Below are 14,043 nucleotides of genomic sequence, written 5' to 3'. Positions count from 1 at the left end.
AGCGCAGTGGTCAAGTATTCCTTCGCCCGCTGGTGCGATGGATGCGGGCCGTGTCGCCCCTTTTTGGATAGGGACCTTGAATGCCTGACGTGATTTTGACCGGAGCTTCGGGCCGCATCGAGGGCCGTTATTCGCCGGGCAAGACCGACAACGCCCCGATCGCGCTGATCCTGCACCCGCACCCCAAGGCCGGCGGGCACATGAACCATCCGGTCTCGGTGCAACTGTATCACCTGTTCATGAAGCGCGGTTTCGCGACCCTGCGCTTCAACTTCCGCGGCGTGGGCCGCAGCCAGGGCGAGTTCGACAGCGGCATCGGCGAGCTGGCCGACGCGGCCACGGCGCTGGACTGGCTGCAGTCCAACAACCCAGCCGCCGCCCAGACCTGGGTCGCCGGCTACAGCTTCGGCGCCTATATCGGCATGCAGCTGCTGATGCGTCGCCCGGAAACCGACGGCTTCATCTCGGTGTCGCCGCCGACCAACATGTACGATTTCAGCTTCCTGGCCCCCTGCCCGGCCTCGGGCCTGATCCTGACCGGCGCGGCCGACACCGTCGTGCCGCCGGTCGAGGTCGAGCGCGTGGTCTCCAAGCTGCGCACCCAGAAGGGCATCGTCATCGACTACGAGGTCATCGACAAGGCCACCCACTTCTGGGCCGAGCACCTGCCGTCGGTGGAAAAGAGCGTCGGCGACTATCTGGACAAGCGCCTGGAAGCCAACCCGATCCCGTAGGTCGGGATCGCATTTAAGGTACCGGTACCAATTGGCTTGCGATAAGGCGCAACTCGCCGTCATTGTCCGTCGAACAGCGTTCATGGAGAATGACGGTGAGTTACGCCGCCCAGCCTGACATCGTTCGACGAACGCCCTATATATTCACCATCTGAGGAATTTTCGGATGGCGGGCATGCACTACGACATCGTCATCGTCGGCGGCGGCGCCGGCGGGCTGGAACTGGCGGCCCGGCTGGGACGCAAGCTGGGCCGCAAGGCCGGCAAGGAGCGGGTCCTGCTGATCGACCGCTCCAGCTACCACATCTGGAAACCCACCCTGCACGAGGTGGCCGCCGGCACCCTGGACGCCCATCAGGAGGGCCTGTCCTATTCGATCCTGGGCCGGGCCAACCATTTCAGCTTCCTGCTGGGCGATCTCGACAGCTTCGATCCCGTCGCCAAGCGCTTGACCCTCAAGCCCATTGTCGGCGAAGGCGGCAAGGTACTGGTCGAGACGCGCGGCGTGACCTTCACCTGGGCCGTGCTGGCCATCGGCAGCGGCTCCAACCTGTTCAACACGCCCGGCGCCGAGCAGGCCCACCTGCTGGAGCGAACCGAGGACGCTGAAGCCTTCCACACGCGGCTGCTGGCGGCCTTCATGAAGGCCTCGTTCTCGCCCGAGAAGACCATGAGCGTGGCCATCGTCGGCGGCGGGGCCACGGGCGTGGAGCTGTCGGCCGAACTGATCGAGGCCCATCGCGAACTGTTGGGCAGCCTGGGCAGCGAGCAGCGCTTCCGCCTGGACATCGCCATCGTCGAGGCCGCTCCGCGCATCCTGGGTGGCCTGCCCGAGAAGATCTCCAGCCAGGCCACGGTCGCCCTGGAGCGCAAGGGCGTGCGGGTCTTCACCGACGCCAAGGTTGCCGCGGTCCATGCCGACCGGCTGGAGACCAGCAAGGGCGACCTGCGCGCCGACCTGATCGTCTGGGCCGCCGGGGTGAAGGCCGCGCCGTCCAACGCGGCCTACGGGCTGGAGGTCAACAAGACCAACCAGTTCGTGGTCAACGACCGGCTGGAAACCTCGGCCCCCGACGTCTGGGCCCTGGGCGACTGCGCCGCCGCGCCGTGGGCGGGCAAGGAGGGCAAGATCATCCCCGCCCGCGCTCAGGCCGCCCACCAGCAGGCCAGCTATCTCGCCAAGGCCCTGATCGCGCGTCTCGGTCAGCGCCGGGTCGAGACGCCGTTCGTCTACAAGGACTTCGGCTCGCTGGTGTCGCTGGGCGAGAACAAGGGCGTCGGCGCCCTGATGGGCGGGCTGGGCGGTCCGAACTTCTTCGTCGAGGGCCTGATCGCCAAGTGGGCCTACATCTCGCTGCACCTGGACCATCACCGCGCGATCATGGGCACGCCCAAGACCGTGGTGCTCGCCCTGGCGCGGTTGCTGCAACAGCGTGTGGCCGGACGGCTGAAGCTGCACTGACGGGCGTCAGGTCCGGGTCTTGAGCTGGAGCCATTGTCGCGCCAGCTCGGGCCACGCGGCTTGCGTGCCGTCCTGGTCGCGCAGAGCGAACCCGTGCGGAGCGGTTCCGAAGATGTGGGCGTCGAGGTCCAGGCCGGCGTCACGCGCGGTGATCACGAAGTTCAGCGCGTGCTCGACGGGCACAACGGCGTCATGCAGCGCGAAGGCCAGGAAGGTCGGACAGCGCGGAACGCCATGCGGTTCGACCGCGAGACCGATCGGCCAGTCGTTGTAGAAGTCCTGCTTCTGAACCGGCGGATAGTCGGGCTTGCCGGGCGGCGCCTTGTGGTCGACGTGGTTGGCGTTCAGCGGCGCATAGGCGATCAGCAGGCCGGTCGCCTCCGCCCCGGGCTGGCATGCTACGGCCCCGGCCAGGTGTCCGCCCGAAGACACGCCTGTCAGGAACAAGGGCAGGTCGTCGCCGACATGGTCCAAGGCGGCCAGCGCGTCGGTCAGGGCGATGTCCTTGGGCCAGACGCCGCCTTGACCGTCGTCGGCGCCCGGCAGCCGGTGCACCAGCACCCAGGCCTCGTATCCCAGACCGTTGAGCCACAGCGCGATCTCGGCGCCCTCGCGGTCGTACATGAGCTTCAGATAACCGCCACCTGCGCAGATCAACGCCCTGCCAACAGGCTTCTCGACGGCATGGATATGGACTTCGGCGCGCGTGACCGCTCCGAAAGCGCGGTCGGGCCAAACGCCTTCGAGGATGTTCTCGGCGCCGTCGCTCAGCGCGATGATCCGGGTCGGTGTCATGGTCGTCTTCTTGTTCATCTGTGTGATCGGCCGCCGCTAGGGGCGAAAGATCCGTCCGCCGGTCATTGGTTCGGCAATGCCGGTCGTGCCCGGAAAACTGATCGGCAGACCCCGCGCCGTTCGGGCGGCCAGAAACGCGAAGGCCTCGGCCTCGATGGCGTCGCCGCGCCAGCCCAGGTCGTCGGCCGAGATCACCTCGGAGACGCCGTGAAGGGCTTCGCCCAGCCCCCGCATCATGTGGGCGTTGTGACGTCCGCCGCCGGCGACGATCAGCTGTTTCGGGCGCTCACCTTCCGGCAGCCAGTCATAGGCCCGCGCCACGCTGGCCACTGTGAAGGCCGTCAGGGTGGCGGCGGCGTCCTCCAGCGGCAGCCCGTCGACGATCTCGATGGGGAAGTCGAAACGGTCCAGCGACTTGGGCGGCTTGGACGCGAAATAGGGTCGAGCCAGCAAGGCGGCGAGCAGGGTCTGGTCGACCGTCCCGAACATGGCCAGTCGCCCGCCCTCGTCGAACCGCCCTGCCCCGCGCGCCTGCACCACCAGGTCGATCATGCCGTTGGCCGGACCGGTGTCGAAGGCCAGGAGCTCGCCGCTCGCCTGCACGAAGGTGACGTTGGCCACTCCGCCCAGGTTCAGCGCCGCCACCGGCGCGGCCAGGCCAGAGGCCCAGGCGCGGGCCGCGTGATAGATCGGGGCCAGCGGCGCCCCCTCTCCGCCAGCCGCGACGTCGGCGGTGCGGAAGTCGAAGGCCACCGGCCGGCCGCAGCCCGCCGCCAGGCGCTCGGCGTCGAGCAGTTGGACTGTCCGCCCCACCCGCTCGGGCGTCGGCCGCTCGTGCAGCACTGTTTGACCGTGCACGCCCAGCAGGTCGAAATCGCTCCAGGAGAGGCCGTGCTCGGCGATGAAGCTCTCGGCGGCGTGCAGGTGTTCGTCGGCGACCGCGCGCCGGGCTTCCTCGAAGATCGCCGGCTCGGGCTCGCCGCGCCCCCAGCCCCGGGCGATGGTCGTGGTCTCCAACAGCAGGTCGCGGGTCGCCTCGCGCAGCTTGCGCTCGCCCGCCGGCCCGAAGGCCTGGATCTCTTCGCCGTCGGTCTCGAGCACCGCCATGTCGACCGCGTCGAGCGAGGTGCCGGTCATGAATCCCAGGATACGCATGGTGTGGTTGACTGCCATGGCCCGCGCCGGGTAGCTAGAGCCCATGATCGACGCCCGTATCCTGTCCGGCCCGTATTACCGCCCGCTGTCATAGCGGGAGGCCGACGAGACACGTCGCTTGCACCCCGCCTCGCCGGGGTCGCCTTCCATCGATCATGCGCTCCGGCTCCTCCCGGAGACGCCAAATGAGAACCTCACAACCCGATCTCGCCGTGCTAGACGGCCCTTCCTCCCCATCAGAGAGTCGAACCATGTCCGCCCCCGCGTCCTTCAAGTCGGAATTCCTCCAGACCCTGCAGGCGCGCGGCTACATCCACCAGATCACCCACCCGGATGAACTGGACGCGGCGGCCGCGGGAGGGATCGTCACGGCCTACATCGGCTTCGACGCCACCGCCCCATCGCTGCACGTGGGGTCGCTGATCCAGATCATGATGCTGCGCCGCCTGCAGCAGGCCGGCCACAAACCGATCGTCCTGATGGGCGGCGGCACGACGAAGGTGGGCGACCCGACCGGCAAGGACGAGAGCCGCAAGCTGCTGAGCGACGCCGACATCCAGGCCAACATCGCCGGCATCAAGCAGGTGTTCGCCAAGTTCCTGACCTTCGGCGACGGGCCGACCGACGCCATCATGGTCGACAACGACGAGTGGCTGTCCAAGTTCGGCTACGTGCAGTTCCTGCGCGACTACGGGGTGCACTTCACGGTCAACCGGATGCTGGCCTTCGACAGCGTCAAGCTGCGGCTCGAGCGCGAGCAGCCGATGACCTTCCTCGAATTCAACTACATGCTGATGCAGGCCACCGACTTCCTGGAGCTGAACCGCAAATACGGCTGCGTGCTGCAGATGGGCGGCTCGGACCAGTGGGGCAACATCCTCAACGGCGTGGAGCTGACCCGGCGCGTGGACCAGAAGGCCGCCTTCGGCCTGACCACCCCGCTGCTGGCCACCGCCTCGGGCGCCAAGATGGGCAAGACCATGTCGGGCGCCGTGTGGCTGAACGCCGAGCAGCTAAGCCCGTATGACTACTGGCAGTTCTGGCGCAACACCGAGGACGCCGACGTCGGCCGGTTCCTCAAGCTGTTCACCGACCTGCCGCTGGACGAGATCGCCCGCCTGGAAGCCCTGCCCGGCGCCCAGATCAACGACGCCAAGAAGGTGCTGGCCGACGAGGCCACCCGCATGGCGCACGGCGAAGACGAGGCCCGCAAGGCTCGCGACGCCGCCGAGAAGGCGTTCGAGCAAGGCGCGCTGTCGGCCGACTTGCCGACCTTCGAGGTGCCCGCCGCGGACCTGAGGGCCGGCATCGTGCTGGCCAACCTGTTCGCCGACGCCGGCCTGGCTGCCTCGCGCGGCGAGGCCCGTCGCCTGGCCCAGGGCGGCGGCGTGAAGGTCAACGACAAGGCCGAGCCCGACGCCAACCGCGTGATCGGCGAGGCCGATCTCGTCGACGGCGTCGTCAAGCTGGCGGCCGGCAAGAAGAAGATCGTGTTGGTGAAGCCTGTTTAGTTGTCGTATGCCCGGACAGGTTTCAACCTGCCCGGGCGTTTGCCCGCTTGAGGATTGAGGAAGTCACGATGCTTGAACCCGGCGACAAGGCTCCGGACTTCGACCTGGCCACCGACACCGGCCGCGTCAGCCTTTCGGGCCTGAAGGGCAAGAACGTCGTGCTGTACTTCTATCCGAAGGACGACACGGCCGGCTGCACCTCCGAGGCCCTGCAGTTCTCGTCCGAGGTCGAGGAGTTCGCCAAGGTGGGCGCCGTGATCGTCGGCGTGTCCAAGGACAGTGCCGCCTCGCACGCCAAGTTCCGCAAGAAGCATGACCTGACCGTCGAGCTGGCGGCCGACACCACCGGCGAGACCGTCGAGGCCTACGGCGCCTGGGTCGAGAAGAGCATGTACGGCCGTAAGTATATGGGCATCGACCGCTCGACCTTCCTGATCGACCGCGAGGGCGTGGTGCGCCAGGCCTGGCGCAAGGTGAAGGTGCCCAACCACATCAAGGCGGTGCTGACCGCCGCGCGGGCCCTCAAGTAGCGGTGGCCCAAGTAACGGTGTGGCTTTACCGCCTCAGGCGTGCGGTTATCGCAACACTGAATTGCGCGAATGATGGAAATTCGGCGCGGAACCTTTTATCGATTGAATCGCTTAGGCAAAATGTCGCCATGCGTTCCCGCTTGGCGGGAAGTATCTTGCGCGTTTCTGCTTTCTCGTTGCATATCGCCGGGACCTTGAAAACGGGGGTTTCCTAGGGCGATGGCGAGCACGCGCTTCAAGCGAATCCGGCAGACCCTGGAAGAGCTCTTCCCTGAGCGGCACCTGTATGTGCGCTCGGGCGGCGAGATGCGCGGCTACGTCTTCTCCACCGGCAAGCAGGTGGTGTGCGCCGCCGGCGTCGCCGCGGCCGCCCTGTGGATGGGCGTCTGCACCGCCGCCATGATGGTCAACGCCCTGTCGGTCAGCTCGACCGACCAGATGGTGATCAAGCAGAAGGCCTATTACGAGCGCCTCAACGCCGACCGCCAGGCCCGCCTTAACAGCGCCGTCGCCCAGCTGTCGGCCAGCAGCGGCTCGCTGGACGAGCTGGCCACCTCGGTCGAGAAGCGCCACGCGGCCCTGGCCATGCTGGTCAGCGACTTCAAGGGCGTGCCCGGCGCCGCCCAGGCCCTTCAGGTGACCAAGCCGCACCTGCCGGGCGCCTCGCCGGTCGAGCGTATCCAGGCCACGCGGATGGATCAGGAGCGCCTGATCGACGCCGCCGAAACCTTCGCCAACAGCCGCGCCGAGCGCCTGCGCGCCGCGATGCGGATGGCCGGGCTCGACTCCGGCGGCTTCACGCGCGGCGGCGGCTCGCTGGGCGGTCCGCTGATCGAGGCCAAGGACCCGCGCGCCCTGGCCGCCATCCTCGACGTCGATGAAGAGTTCGCCGGCCGCATCCAGCATGCCGCCAACGACATGTCGGACATGCGCCAGCTGAGCGCCGCCGCCCAGAAGCTGCCCTTCTACCGGCCGACCAACAATCCGGCTCTGTCGTCCAGCTACGGCGTACGGTTCGACCCGTTCACCCATCGTCCGGCCTTCCATTCGGGCCTGGACTTCCCGGGCGCCTTTTACACCCCGATCATGGCCACCGCGCCGGGCGTGGTGTCGTTCACGGGCGTGCGGTCGGGCTACGGCAACGTCGTCGAGATCGACCACGGCAACGGTTTCAAGACCCGCTACGCCCACCTGCAGGCCACTTCGGTCCGCGTGGGTCAGCGCGTCGCCATCGGCCAGCGTATCGCGGCCATGGGCTCGACCGGTCGCTCGACCGGTCCGCATCTGCACTACGAAGTATGGGTCAACGGCCGGGCGCAGAACCCGAACCGTTTCTTGAAGGCTGGTGAGTATGTTCAGCAAGCAAGCTAAGGCGTCCAAGGGTCCGGCCCGTATCGAGCCGTTGCCCATGTCCCAGAGCCCGGCGGTCGAGCCGGTTCGGAAGGCCCCGCCGAAGGTGGCCTCCCTGATCTCCTCCGACATCACCATCGAGGGCGGCGTCACCGGCGACGGCGAGCTGCAGATCGACGGCGTGGTGCGCGGCGACGTCCGCGTCGGCCGTCTGACCATCGGCGAGACGGGCCACATCGAGGGTTCGATCTATGCCGAGGCCGTGGAAGTGCGCGGCCGGGTGGTCGGCGCCGTCACCGCCAAGCAGGTCCGCCTCTACGGCACCTCCTATATCGACGGCGACATCACCCACGAACAGCTGGCCATGGAAACCGGCGCCTTCTTCCAGGGCCGCAGCCTGAAGTTCCAGCGCCCCGCAGCTCCGCAGGCTCAGGCCGCGCCGCCGCCGATGCTGGAAGCCAAGTCGGCCGGCTGAAACGACAAACGCCCCGGATCGCTCCGGGGCGTTTTGCTTTCGAGGGCTCAGCGGCTGGACAGCACGAAGGTGTTGCCGTCCGGATCGCGGAACTTGGCGAACGTGCCCCACGGCTGCTTCTCCGGCGGTCCCTCGAATTCCACGCCCTTCTCGCTCATCCTGCGATAGGCGTGCTCGACGTCGTCGCAGGCGAACGAGCCGTTGAAGAACGAGCCGATGCGGTCCTCGTGGCCGTCCGGGGTGAACAGGACGATCCCGGTCTCGGCGCCTGGAATGCTCAGCTCGATCCAGCGCTTGCCCGGCCCCATGGGCTGGTCGGTGGCCACGCGCAGGCCGATCTTGTCGGTCCAGAAGGCCAGGGCCCGATCCTGGTCGCTGACTGGAATGCTGACGAACTTCAGCTGCTTGATCACGCTCATCCCCTGCCCTTTCAAATCGCGGGTCTCGACGGATGGATTAGCGTCCGGCCATTGCGCCGGGAAAGCGGTGCAGGCATTGCTATAGCAATGAATACCCAAGCCTATGCGATCGACCGCTATGTGCTCGACACCTTGATGGCGGATCTGGTCGGCCACGACCACAAGCCGTCCGCCTTCCTGGCCTATCTGGCGATCGTCGCCGCGCATGCGGAGGGGCGCGCCAGCCTCAGTCACGCCGAACTGGCCGAGCGCACGGGACAGTCGCGCCGCACGGTGCAGGGCGCGGTGGAGGTTCTGGAAAGACGCGGTCTGATCGCGGTCAGCCGTGGCGGCCCGACAGAGGCGGCCACCTATGTCCCGCTGACGCCTTGGCGACGCCAGCGGGACTGAAGGCGGTCTAGCCGTCGCGGGTCGCGCCCACCCGCTGGGCCAGGGACGCGCCCATGAACTCGTCCAGGTCGCCATCCAGGACGCCCTGGGTGTCGGAGGTCTCGACGTTGGTCCGCAGATCCTTGACCATCTGGTAGGGCTGCAGGACGTAGCTGCGGATCTGGTGACCCCAGCCGATGTCGGTCTTCTGGTCCTCAAGCGCCTGCTGGGCGGCTTCCCGCTTCTGCAGTTCGGCTTCGTACATCCGGGCGCGCAGCATCTTCCACGCTTCTTCGCGGTTCTGGTGCTGGGAGCGGCCGGCCTGGCAGGCCACGACGATGCCGGTTGGGATGTGCGTCAGGCGCACGGCGGAGTCCGTCTTGTTGATGTGCTGACCGCCGGCCCCGGAAGCTCGGTAGGTGTCGGTCCGCACGTCGGACGGATTGATGTCGATCTCGATCGCATCGTCGACGACCGGATAGATCCAGGCCGAGGCGAAGGAGGTATGGCGCTTGGCGGCGGCGTCGTAGGGGCTGATGCGCACCAGGCGGTGCACGCCGGCCTCGGTCTTCAGCCAGCCATAGGCGTTCGTCCCCTTGACCAGCAGGGTCGCCGACTTGATCCCGGCCTGATCGCCGGCGGTCTCTTCGACCAACTCGGTCTGCATGCCGTGGGCGTTGGCCCAGCGGCTGTACATCCGCAGCAGCATGCCGGCCCAGTCGCAGGACTCGGTGCCGCCGGCGCCGGAATTGATTTCGACGTAGCAGTCGTTGCCGTCGGCCTCGCCCGAAAGCAGAGCCTCCAGTTCGGCGCGTCCGGCGCGTTCCTTCAGGTCCTTCAGCTGGGCGCGGGCGTCCGCCAGCAGGGCTTCGTCGCCCTCCATGTCGGCCAGCTCGGCATACTCCAGGGCGTCCTTCAGGCCGCTTTCCAGAACCTGCACGGCCTCGACGCGGGCGGCCAGGGCGGCGCGTTCGCGGGAGACGGCCTGGGCTTCCGACGGGCGGTCCCAGAGGGTCGGGTCCTCGACCCGGGCGTTCAGCTCATCGAGCTTGCGTAGGGCGACATCCCAGTCAAAGACGCCTCCTGAGCAGTCCCACGGACTGCTCGATGTCGGCCGCGGCGGCCTCGACATCCGGTTTCATCACGTAACTCCGTGACAGTGTTGAAGGGCGCGGGACATAGCCCGCGTCCGGAGTCGGCGCAATGACCGACTGGATTTAGTAGAGCCCGCTGATGTCCGGAGCCTGGGCCGGCGGCTTGGTTCCGCTCGGCGCCGGGCCAGGGCTGACCTGGCCGCCGGGCCAAGCCTGGTCGTAGGCCTGCGGGCCCGTGCTCTCGGTCGGCGCGGCCACCTTGGGCTCGGTGCCGGGACGGAAGGCCTCGCGAATGCCGCGCACCATGGCGAACTTGGCGTTCTTGGGAGCCTTGAACTCGGTCTTCGGCTGGCCCTTCAGCGCTTCCTGCATGAACTCGATGAAGATCGGCACCGGGCCGGTCGCGCCGGTCTCGCCCTCGCCCAGCGAGCGGTTGTCGTCGAAGCCGATGAACACCCCGACCACCAGGTTGGGCGAATAGCCCATGAACCAGGCGCTGCGGTACTCGTTGGTGGTGCCGGTCTTGCCGGCCAGAGGGTAGCCCAAGGAGCTGGCCTGCGCCGCCGTGCCCCGTTGCACCACGCCCTGCAGCATCGAGGTGACCTGGTAGGCGGTGATCGGGTCCATGACCTGCTCGCCCGGCGCGGGGATGCGCGGGCTTTCGTCGCCGTTGAAGCCGGCGTTGCAACGGACGCAGTCGCGCTTGTCGGCGCGGAAGATCACCTTGCCCTCGCGGTCCTGGACCAGCTCGATCAGGTGCGGCTCGACCCGCCGACCGCCGTTGACGAAGGGCGTGTAGGCCGTGGTCAGCTTGAAGGGCGTGGTCTCGCCGGCGCCCAGGGCCATGGCCAGCACCGGCGCCATGTCGCGGGTGACGCCGGTCTTCTTGGCGGTCTCGACGATCTTCTTCATGCCGACGCTCTGGGCCAGGCGCACGGTCATGGCGTTGATCGACTGCTCCAGTCCCTTGCGCAGCGGCAGGGCCCCGTAGAACTTCTTGTGATAGTTCTCCGGGCTCCAGTCCTCGCCGTTGGCGCCCTTCAGGGTGATGGCGCTGTCGACCACCACGCTGGCCGGCGTGTAGCCGTTCTCCAGCGCCGTGGCGTAGACGAACGGCTTGAAGGCCGAGCCGGGCTGGCGCATGGCCTGGGTGGCGCGATTGAAGTTCGACAGCGAGAAGCTGTAGCCGCCGACCAGGGCCGACACGCGGCCGCTGTAGGGCTCCATGGCCACCAGCGCGCCGTTGACCGCCGGGATCTGCCGCAGGCGGTAGGCGGGCGAGCTTTCAGATTTCTCGACGAACACCAGGTCGCCGACCTTCAGGCCCTTGGTGGCGTTGGCCCAGGCCAAGTCCTCGCCGGCGATGGCCCCCTCGCCTTCACCCTTGACCAGGCGCACGCCGCCCGAGGCCGAGGTGACGATGGCCGGCCGCCAGCCGCGCCGTTCCGACGGGACCGCCTTCCGCAGCGCCTGCTTCTCCCAGTCGCCGTCCAGAGTCTCGACGTGGCCCCAGGCGCCGCGCCAGCCGTGGCGGCGATCGTACTTCTCCAGACCGTCCTGCAGGGCCGCGCGCGCGGCGGTCTGCAGCTTCGGGTCCAGGGTGGTGCGCATGTAGTAGCCGCCCTCATTGAGGCGCGGGCCCAGCGTGGCCACGCCCCGTTGGCGCACTTCCTCGACGAAGTAGTCGGCGTCGCGATAGGCCGCGCGCTTGGGCGCGGGCTGGACCACCAGGTCCTGGGCCGCCGCCTTGCGGGCGTCGTCCTGGCTGATCCAGCCCTGCTCGGCCATCTGCCCCAGGATCCAGTTGCGGCGGGCTGTGGCCCGGGCCTTGTTGCGGATCGGGTGATAGTTGTCGGGCCCCTTCGGCAGGGCCGCCAGGAACGCGCACTCGGCCAGGCTCAGCTCGGGCAGCGACTTGCCGAAATAGTTGTAGGCGGCGGCGCCGACGCCATAGGAGCGATAGCCCAGCCAGATTTCGTTGAGGTACAGCTCGAGGATCTGCTGTTTGTCGAGCGACTGCTCCAGGCGGTGCGCCAGAATCGCTTCCTTGAACTTGCGGCCCACGGTGGCGTCGCTGGTCAGCAGGACATTCTTGGCGACCTGCTGGGTAATGGTCGAGCCGCCTTCCAAGCGCCGGCCCCGCGCGGCGTTGCCGACGTTGTTGAGCATGGCGCGCGAGAAGCCGCCGACGTCGACCCCGCCGTGCTTGAAGAAGTTGTGGTCCTCGGCCGCCAGGAACGCCTGGGCCAGTTGGGGCGGAATCTGGTCGTAGGGCACGAAGATCCGGCGTTCCTTGGAGTACTCGCCGATCAGCGTGCCGTCCCAGGCATAGACACGCGTGGCGGTCGGCGGACGGTAGTCCTGCAACTCGCCGGCGTCGGGCATGTCGTGGAACAGCCAGGCGGCATAGATGGCGATGGCGAAGCCGGCCACGGCGATCGCGGACAGCACCGCGACGCCGGCGATGGCGATCCATCGTTCTTGGGGCTTCAGATCCACGCAGCCTCCGTCGGGCGACGCACTTTCGCCCGCTCCGTTCGAATCCTCTAGAGCGCGATCAGCAAAAACGTAAGCGGTTTTGCGGTCGCGGGGACCGGCCACGTCCGACGCGTCTTCCCCCCTCATGGCTCTAGCGCGCATCGGGCAAGGCGCCAACGGCTCTCGCCATCCTAGCGAGCGGTCATCCTACCGAGCAGTCAGGCGGGTCTGGGTGGCGAAGTAGGATTCGATGGAGGTGGCGACGGCGTCCATCAGTCGCGTGCGGCCGGCCGGCGACTTCAGCAACTGCTCGTCGTCGACATTGGTGATGAAGCCCATCTCCAGCAGCACCGCCGGCACGTCGGGCGCCAGCAGCACGATGAAGCCGGCGTCGCGATGGCTGCGGCGCAGCAGGGTCGTTTCCTCGCCCACGTTCTGCAGCAGGGTTTCGGCGAAGGCGGCCGATCGGTTCTTGGTGGCGCGCTGCGACAGGTCCAGCAGGATCTGGCTGACGGCGCGGTCGCGGCCCGGCAGGTTGGCCTTCATCAGCCAGTCGTCCTTCTCGAGCACCCGCGCCACGCGCTCGGTGCCCTTTTCGGACAGGGTGTAGACGCTGGCGCCGCGGGTGGCCGCGTCGGGACCCGAATCGGCGTGCAGCGAGATGAACAGGTCCGCGTCGGCTCGGCGGGCGATCTGCACCCGGCTTTCCAGCGGCACGAAGGTGTCGTTCTGGCGGGTCATGACCACGGTGTAGCGGCCGGATTTCTCCAGGCGCGCCTTCAGGGCCTTGGCGGCGGCCAGGGTGACGTCCTTTTCGGCGGTGCTGGCGCCGGACGAGCCGGGGTCCTTGCCGCCGTGGCCGGCGTCGATGACGATCACCTTCTTCAGCCGCAGGGCCGAAGCCTTGATCGGCGCCGAGACCAGGGTCGGCTTGATCGGCGCGGACTGGGCGCCCGCCGGATCGGTGGACTTCAGGTCGATGACATAGCGATAGGCCGTGGCGCCGTCGCCCGGCGGCAGCAGAAAGCGGCGACGGACTTCGGCGTTGGCCTTCAGGTCCAGGCGCAGGCGCGCGCCGCCCGCGGCTTCGTCGATGGCCCAGCGCTCGACCAGCCCCTGCCCTCCGCCCTGCAGGTCGCCGGGCGTGGTGACATTGGGCAGGCCGATGATCACCCGGCGGTCCGCCGCGCCGTCGGCGATCAGCTTGCCCGTGGCGGCGCGGTCCAGGTCGATGACGATGCGGGTTTCGTTGCGGTCGCCGCCGAAGCGGACCTTTTGTACGCCGGCGGCCGGCGCAGGCCCTTGGGCCATGGCCACGGCGACACCAGCCAGCGCCAGGCCGCCGACGATCATCGCCGCACGCGCCCAACCCGTCCTCGCCGCCGAGATCAGAACCTTGGCCATCTCGCCCCTAAGCCCACAAGCCGTACAACCTAACCCTAAAAACCGATTTCCGCATTTCCGAGTAGAGAAACCGTTAACCCAGCGCGCGACATGGCCGCGCATGACGCGTTCAGTCGAGCGCTTTTCTTTTGCGATGCGATGTTGCTACAGTATGGTCCGCGCGCTGAGCGCCGTGATCGTCATGGCGGTAAGCGTGAGCGGTTCCTATCTCGTGGACGCGGTCGCATTCCTTAAAGGTGCGAACGGCGTCCGTGGCCGGAGCCGCCG

General features: G+C 67.9%; 13 protein-coding genes. 7 read left to right on the top strand and 6 right to left on the bottom strand.

Annotated features, from left to right (window positions below):
• Positions 1-80 precede the first annotated feature (80 nt).
• Positions 81-734: an alpha/beta hydrolase gene (locus tag AC07OA_RS09790; RefSeq protein WP_494663602.1), complete on the top strand. Its 654-nt coding sequence runs from the start codon at positions 81-83 to the stop codon at positions 732-734.
• Between the two features lie 175 nt (positions 735-909).
• Entirely contained in the window at positions 910-2,196 is a 1,287-nt protein-coding gene (locus tag AC07OA_RS09785) for an NAD(P)/FAD-dependent oxidoreductase (RefSeq protein ID WP_494663749.1), read from the top strand.
• Between the two features lie 6 nt (positions 2,197-2,202).
• Here the strand turns inward: AC07OA_RS09785 and AC07OA_RS09780 are convergent, their stop codons facing one another.
• Complete coding sequence (locus tag AC07OA_RS09780) at positions 2,203-3,009, bottom strand: alpha/beta hydrolase (RefSeq protein ID WP_494663601.1); 807 nt, start codon at positions 3,007-3,009, stop codon at positions 2,203-2,205.
• An 18-nt stretch (positions 3,010-3,027) separates the two neighbouring features.
• Positions 3,028-4,146, bottom strand: a complete 1,119-nt coding sequence (locus AC07OA_RS09775) for an anhydro-N-acetylmuramic acid kinase (protein WP_494663600.1) — start codon at positions 4,144-4,146, stop codon at positions 3,028-3,030.
• A 185-nt stretch (positions 4,147-4,331) separates the two neighbouring features.
• Between AC07OA_RS09775 and tyrS the strand changes: the two genes are divergently transcribed.
• From tyrS to AC07OA_RS09755, 4 genes are all read left to right on the top strand, one after another.
• Positions 4,332-5,657 (top strand): tyrosine--tRNA ligase, encoded by a 1,326-nt coding sequence (tyrS, locus tag AC07OA_RS09770; RefSeq protein WP_494663599.1) that lies wholly within the window; start codon positions 4,332-4,334, stop codon positions 5,655-5,657.
• A gap of 68 nt (positions 5,658-5,725) precedes the next feature.
• Positions 5,726-6,187, top strand: a complete 462-nt coding sequence (locus AC07OA_RS09765; protein ID WP_494663598.1) for a peroxiredoxin — start codon at positions 5,726-5,728, stop codon at positions 6,185-6,187.
• 219 nt (positions 6,188-6,406) lie between these two features.
• Positions 6,407-7,558: a M23 family metallopeptidase gene (locus AC07OA_RS09760; RefSeq protein ID WP_494663597.1), complete on the top strand. Its 1,152-nt coding sequence runs from the start codon at positions 6,407-6,409 to the stop codon at positions 7,556-7,558.
• On the top strand, positions 7,539-8,012 hold the full coding sequence (locus AC07OA_RS09755; protein WP_494663596.1) for a bactofilin family protein: 474 nt from the start codon (positions 7,539-7,541) through the stop codon (positions 8,010-8,012). Before AC07OA_RS09760 ends, AC07OA_RS09755 begins: the two co-directional genes overlap by 20 nt.
• Before the next feature lie 47 nt (positions 8,013-8,059).
• Here AC07OA_RS09755 and AC07OA_RS09750 read toward each other — a convergent pair whose 3' ends face one another.
• Complete coding sequence (locus tag AC07OA_RS09750; protein ID WP_494663595.1) at positions 8,060-8,431, bottom strand: VOC family protein; 372 nt, start codon at positions 8,429-8,431, stop codon at positions 8,060-8,062.
• An 87-nt stretch (positions 8,432-8,518) separates the two neighbouring features.
• Between AC07OA_RS09750 and AC07OA_RS09745 the strand changes: the two genes are divergently transcribed.
• Positions 8,519-8,821, top strand: a complete 303-nt coding sequence (locus AC07OA_RS09745; RefSeq protein WP_494663594.1) for a MarR family transcriptional regulator — start codon at positions 8,519-8,521, stop codon at positions 8,819-8,821.
• Positions 8,822-8,828: 7 nt separating this feature from the next.
• Here AC07OA_RS09745 and prfB read toward each other — a convergent pair.
• The 3 genes from prfB to AC07OA_RS09730 all read right to left on the bottom strand — a co-directional run bounded on the left by prfB (position 8,829) and on the right by AC07OA_RS09730 (position 13,776).
• A protein-coding gene (gene prfB, locus AC07OA_RS09740; RefSeq protein ID WP_494663593.1) for a peptide chain release factor 2 occupies positions 8,829-9,942 on the bottom strand; the annotation gives its coding sequence in 2 pieces (ribosomal slippage) (positions 8,829-9,872 and positions 9,874-9,942; 1,113 coding nt in all).
• A gap of 75 nt (positions 9,943-10,017) precedes the next feature.
• The gene (locus AC07OA_RS09735) at positions 10,018-12,393 is read right to left on the bottom strand and encodes a penicillin-binding protein 1A (protein WP_494663592.1); all 2,376 of its coding nucleotides are present in this window, start codon (positions 12,391-12,393) and stop codon (positions 10,018-10,020) included.
• Between the two features lie 186 nt (positions 12,394-12,579).
• Positions 12,580-13,776 (bottom strand): N-acetylmuramoyl-L-alanine amidase family protein, encoded by a 1,197-nt coding sequence (locus tag AC07OA_RS09730; protein ID WP_494663591.1) that lies wholly within the window; start codon positions 13,774-13,776, stop codon positions 12,580-12,582.
• Positions 13,777-14,043: the final 267 nt, after the last annotated feature.

The organism is Caulobacter sp. GW821-FHT09B08, from assembly GCF_059418225.1.
This window is presented reverse-complemented; position numbering and strand designations above follow the sequence as displayed.

What these genes read in the sequence shown, in the direction of transcription:
- AC07OA_RS09790 (WP_494663602.1), top strand. Translation starts at nt 81, where the DNA reads ATGCCTGACGTGATTTTGACCGGAGCTTCGGGCCGCATCGAGGGCCGT.
- AC07OA_RS09785 (WP_494663749.1), top strand. Translation starts at nt 910, where the DNA reads ATGCACTACGACATCGTCATCGTCGGCGGCGGCGCCGGCGGGCTGGAA.
- AC07OA_RS09780 (WP_494663601.1), bottom strand. Translation starts at nt 3,009, where the DNA reads ATGAACAAGAAGACGACCATGACACCGACCCGGATCATCGCGCTGAGC.
- AC07OA_RS09775 (WP_494663600.1), bottom strand. Translation starts at nt 4,146, where the DNA reads ATGCGTATCCTGGGATTCATGACCGGCACCTCGCTCGACGCGGTCGAC.
- tyrS (WP_494663599.1), top strand. Translation starts at nt 4,332, where the DNA reads ATGAGAACCTCACAACCCGATCTCGCCGTGCTAGACGGCCCTTCCTCC.
- AC07OA_RS09765 (WP_494663598.1), top strand. Translation starts at nt 5,726, where the DNA reads ATGCTTGAACCCGGCGACAAGGCTCCGGACTTCGACCTGGCCACCGAC.
- AC07OA_RS09760 (WP_494663597.1), top strand. Translation starts at nt 6,407, where the DNA reads ATGGCGAGCACGCGCTTCAAGCGAATCCGGCAGACCCTGGAAGAGCTC.
- AC07OA_RS09755 (WP_494663596.1), top strand. Translation starts at nt 7,539, where the DNA reads ATGTTCAGCAAGCAAGCTAAGGCGTCCAAGGGTCCGGCCCGTATCGAG.
- AC07OA_RS09750 (WP_494663595.1), bottom strand. Translation starts at nt 8,431, where the DNA reads ATGAGCGTGATCAAGCAGCTGAAGTTCGTCAGCATTCCAGTCAGCGAC.
- AC07OA_RS09745 (WP_494663594.1), top strand. Translation starts at nt 8,519, where the DNA reads ATGAATACCCAAGCCTATGCGATCGACCGCTATGTGCTCGACACCTTG.
- AC07OA_RS09730 (WP_494663591.1), bottom strand. Translation starts at nt 13,776, where the DNA reads ATGGCCAAGGTTCTGATCTCGGCGGCGAGGACGGGTTGGGCGCGTGCG.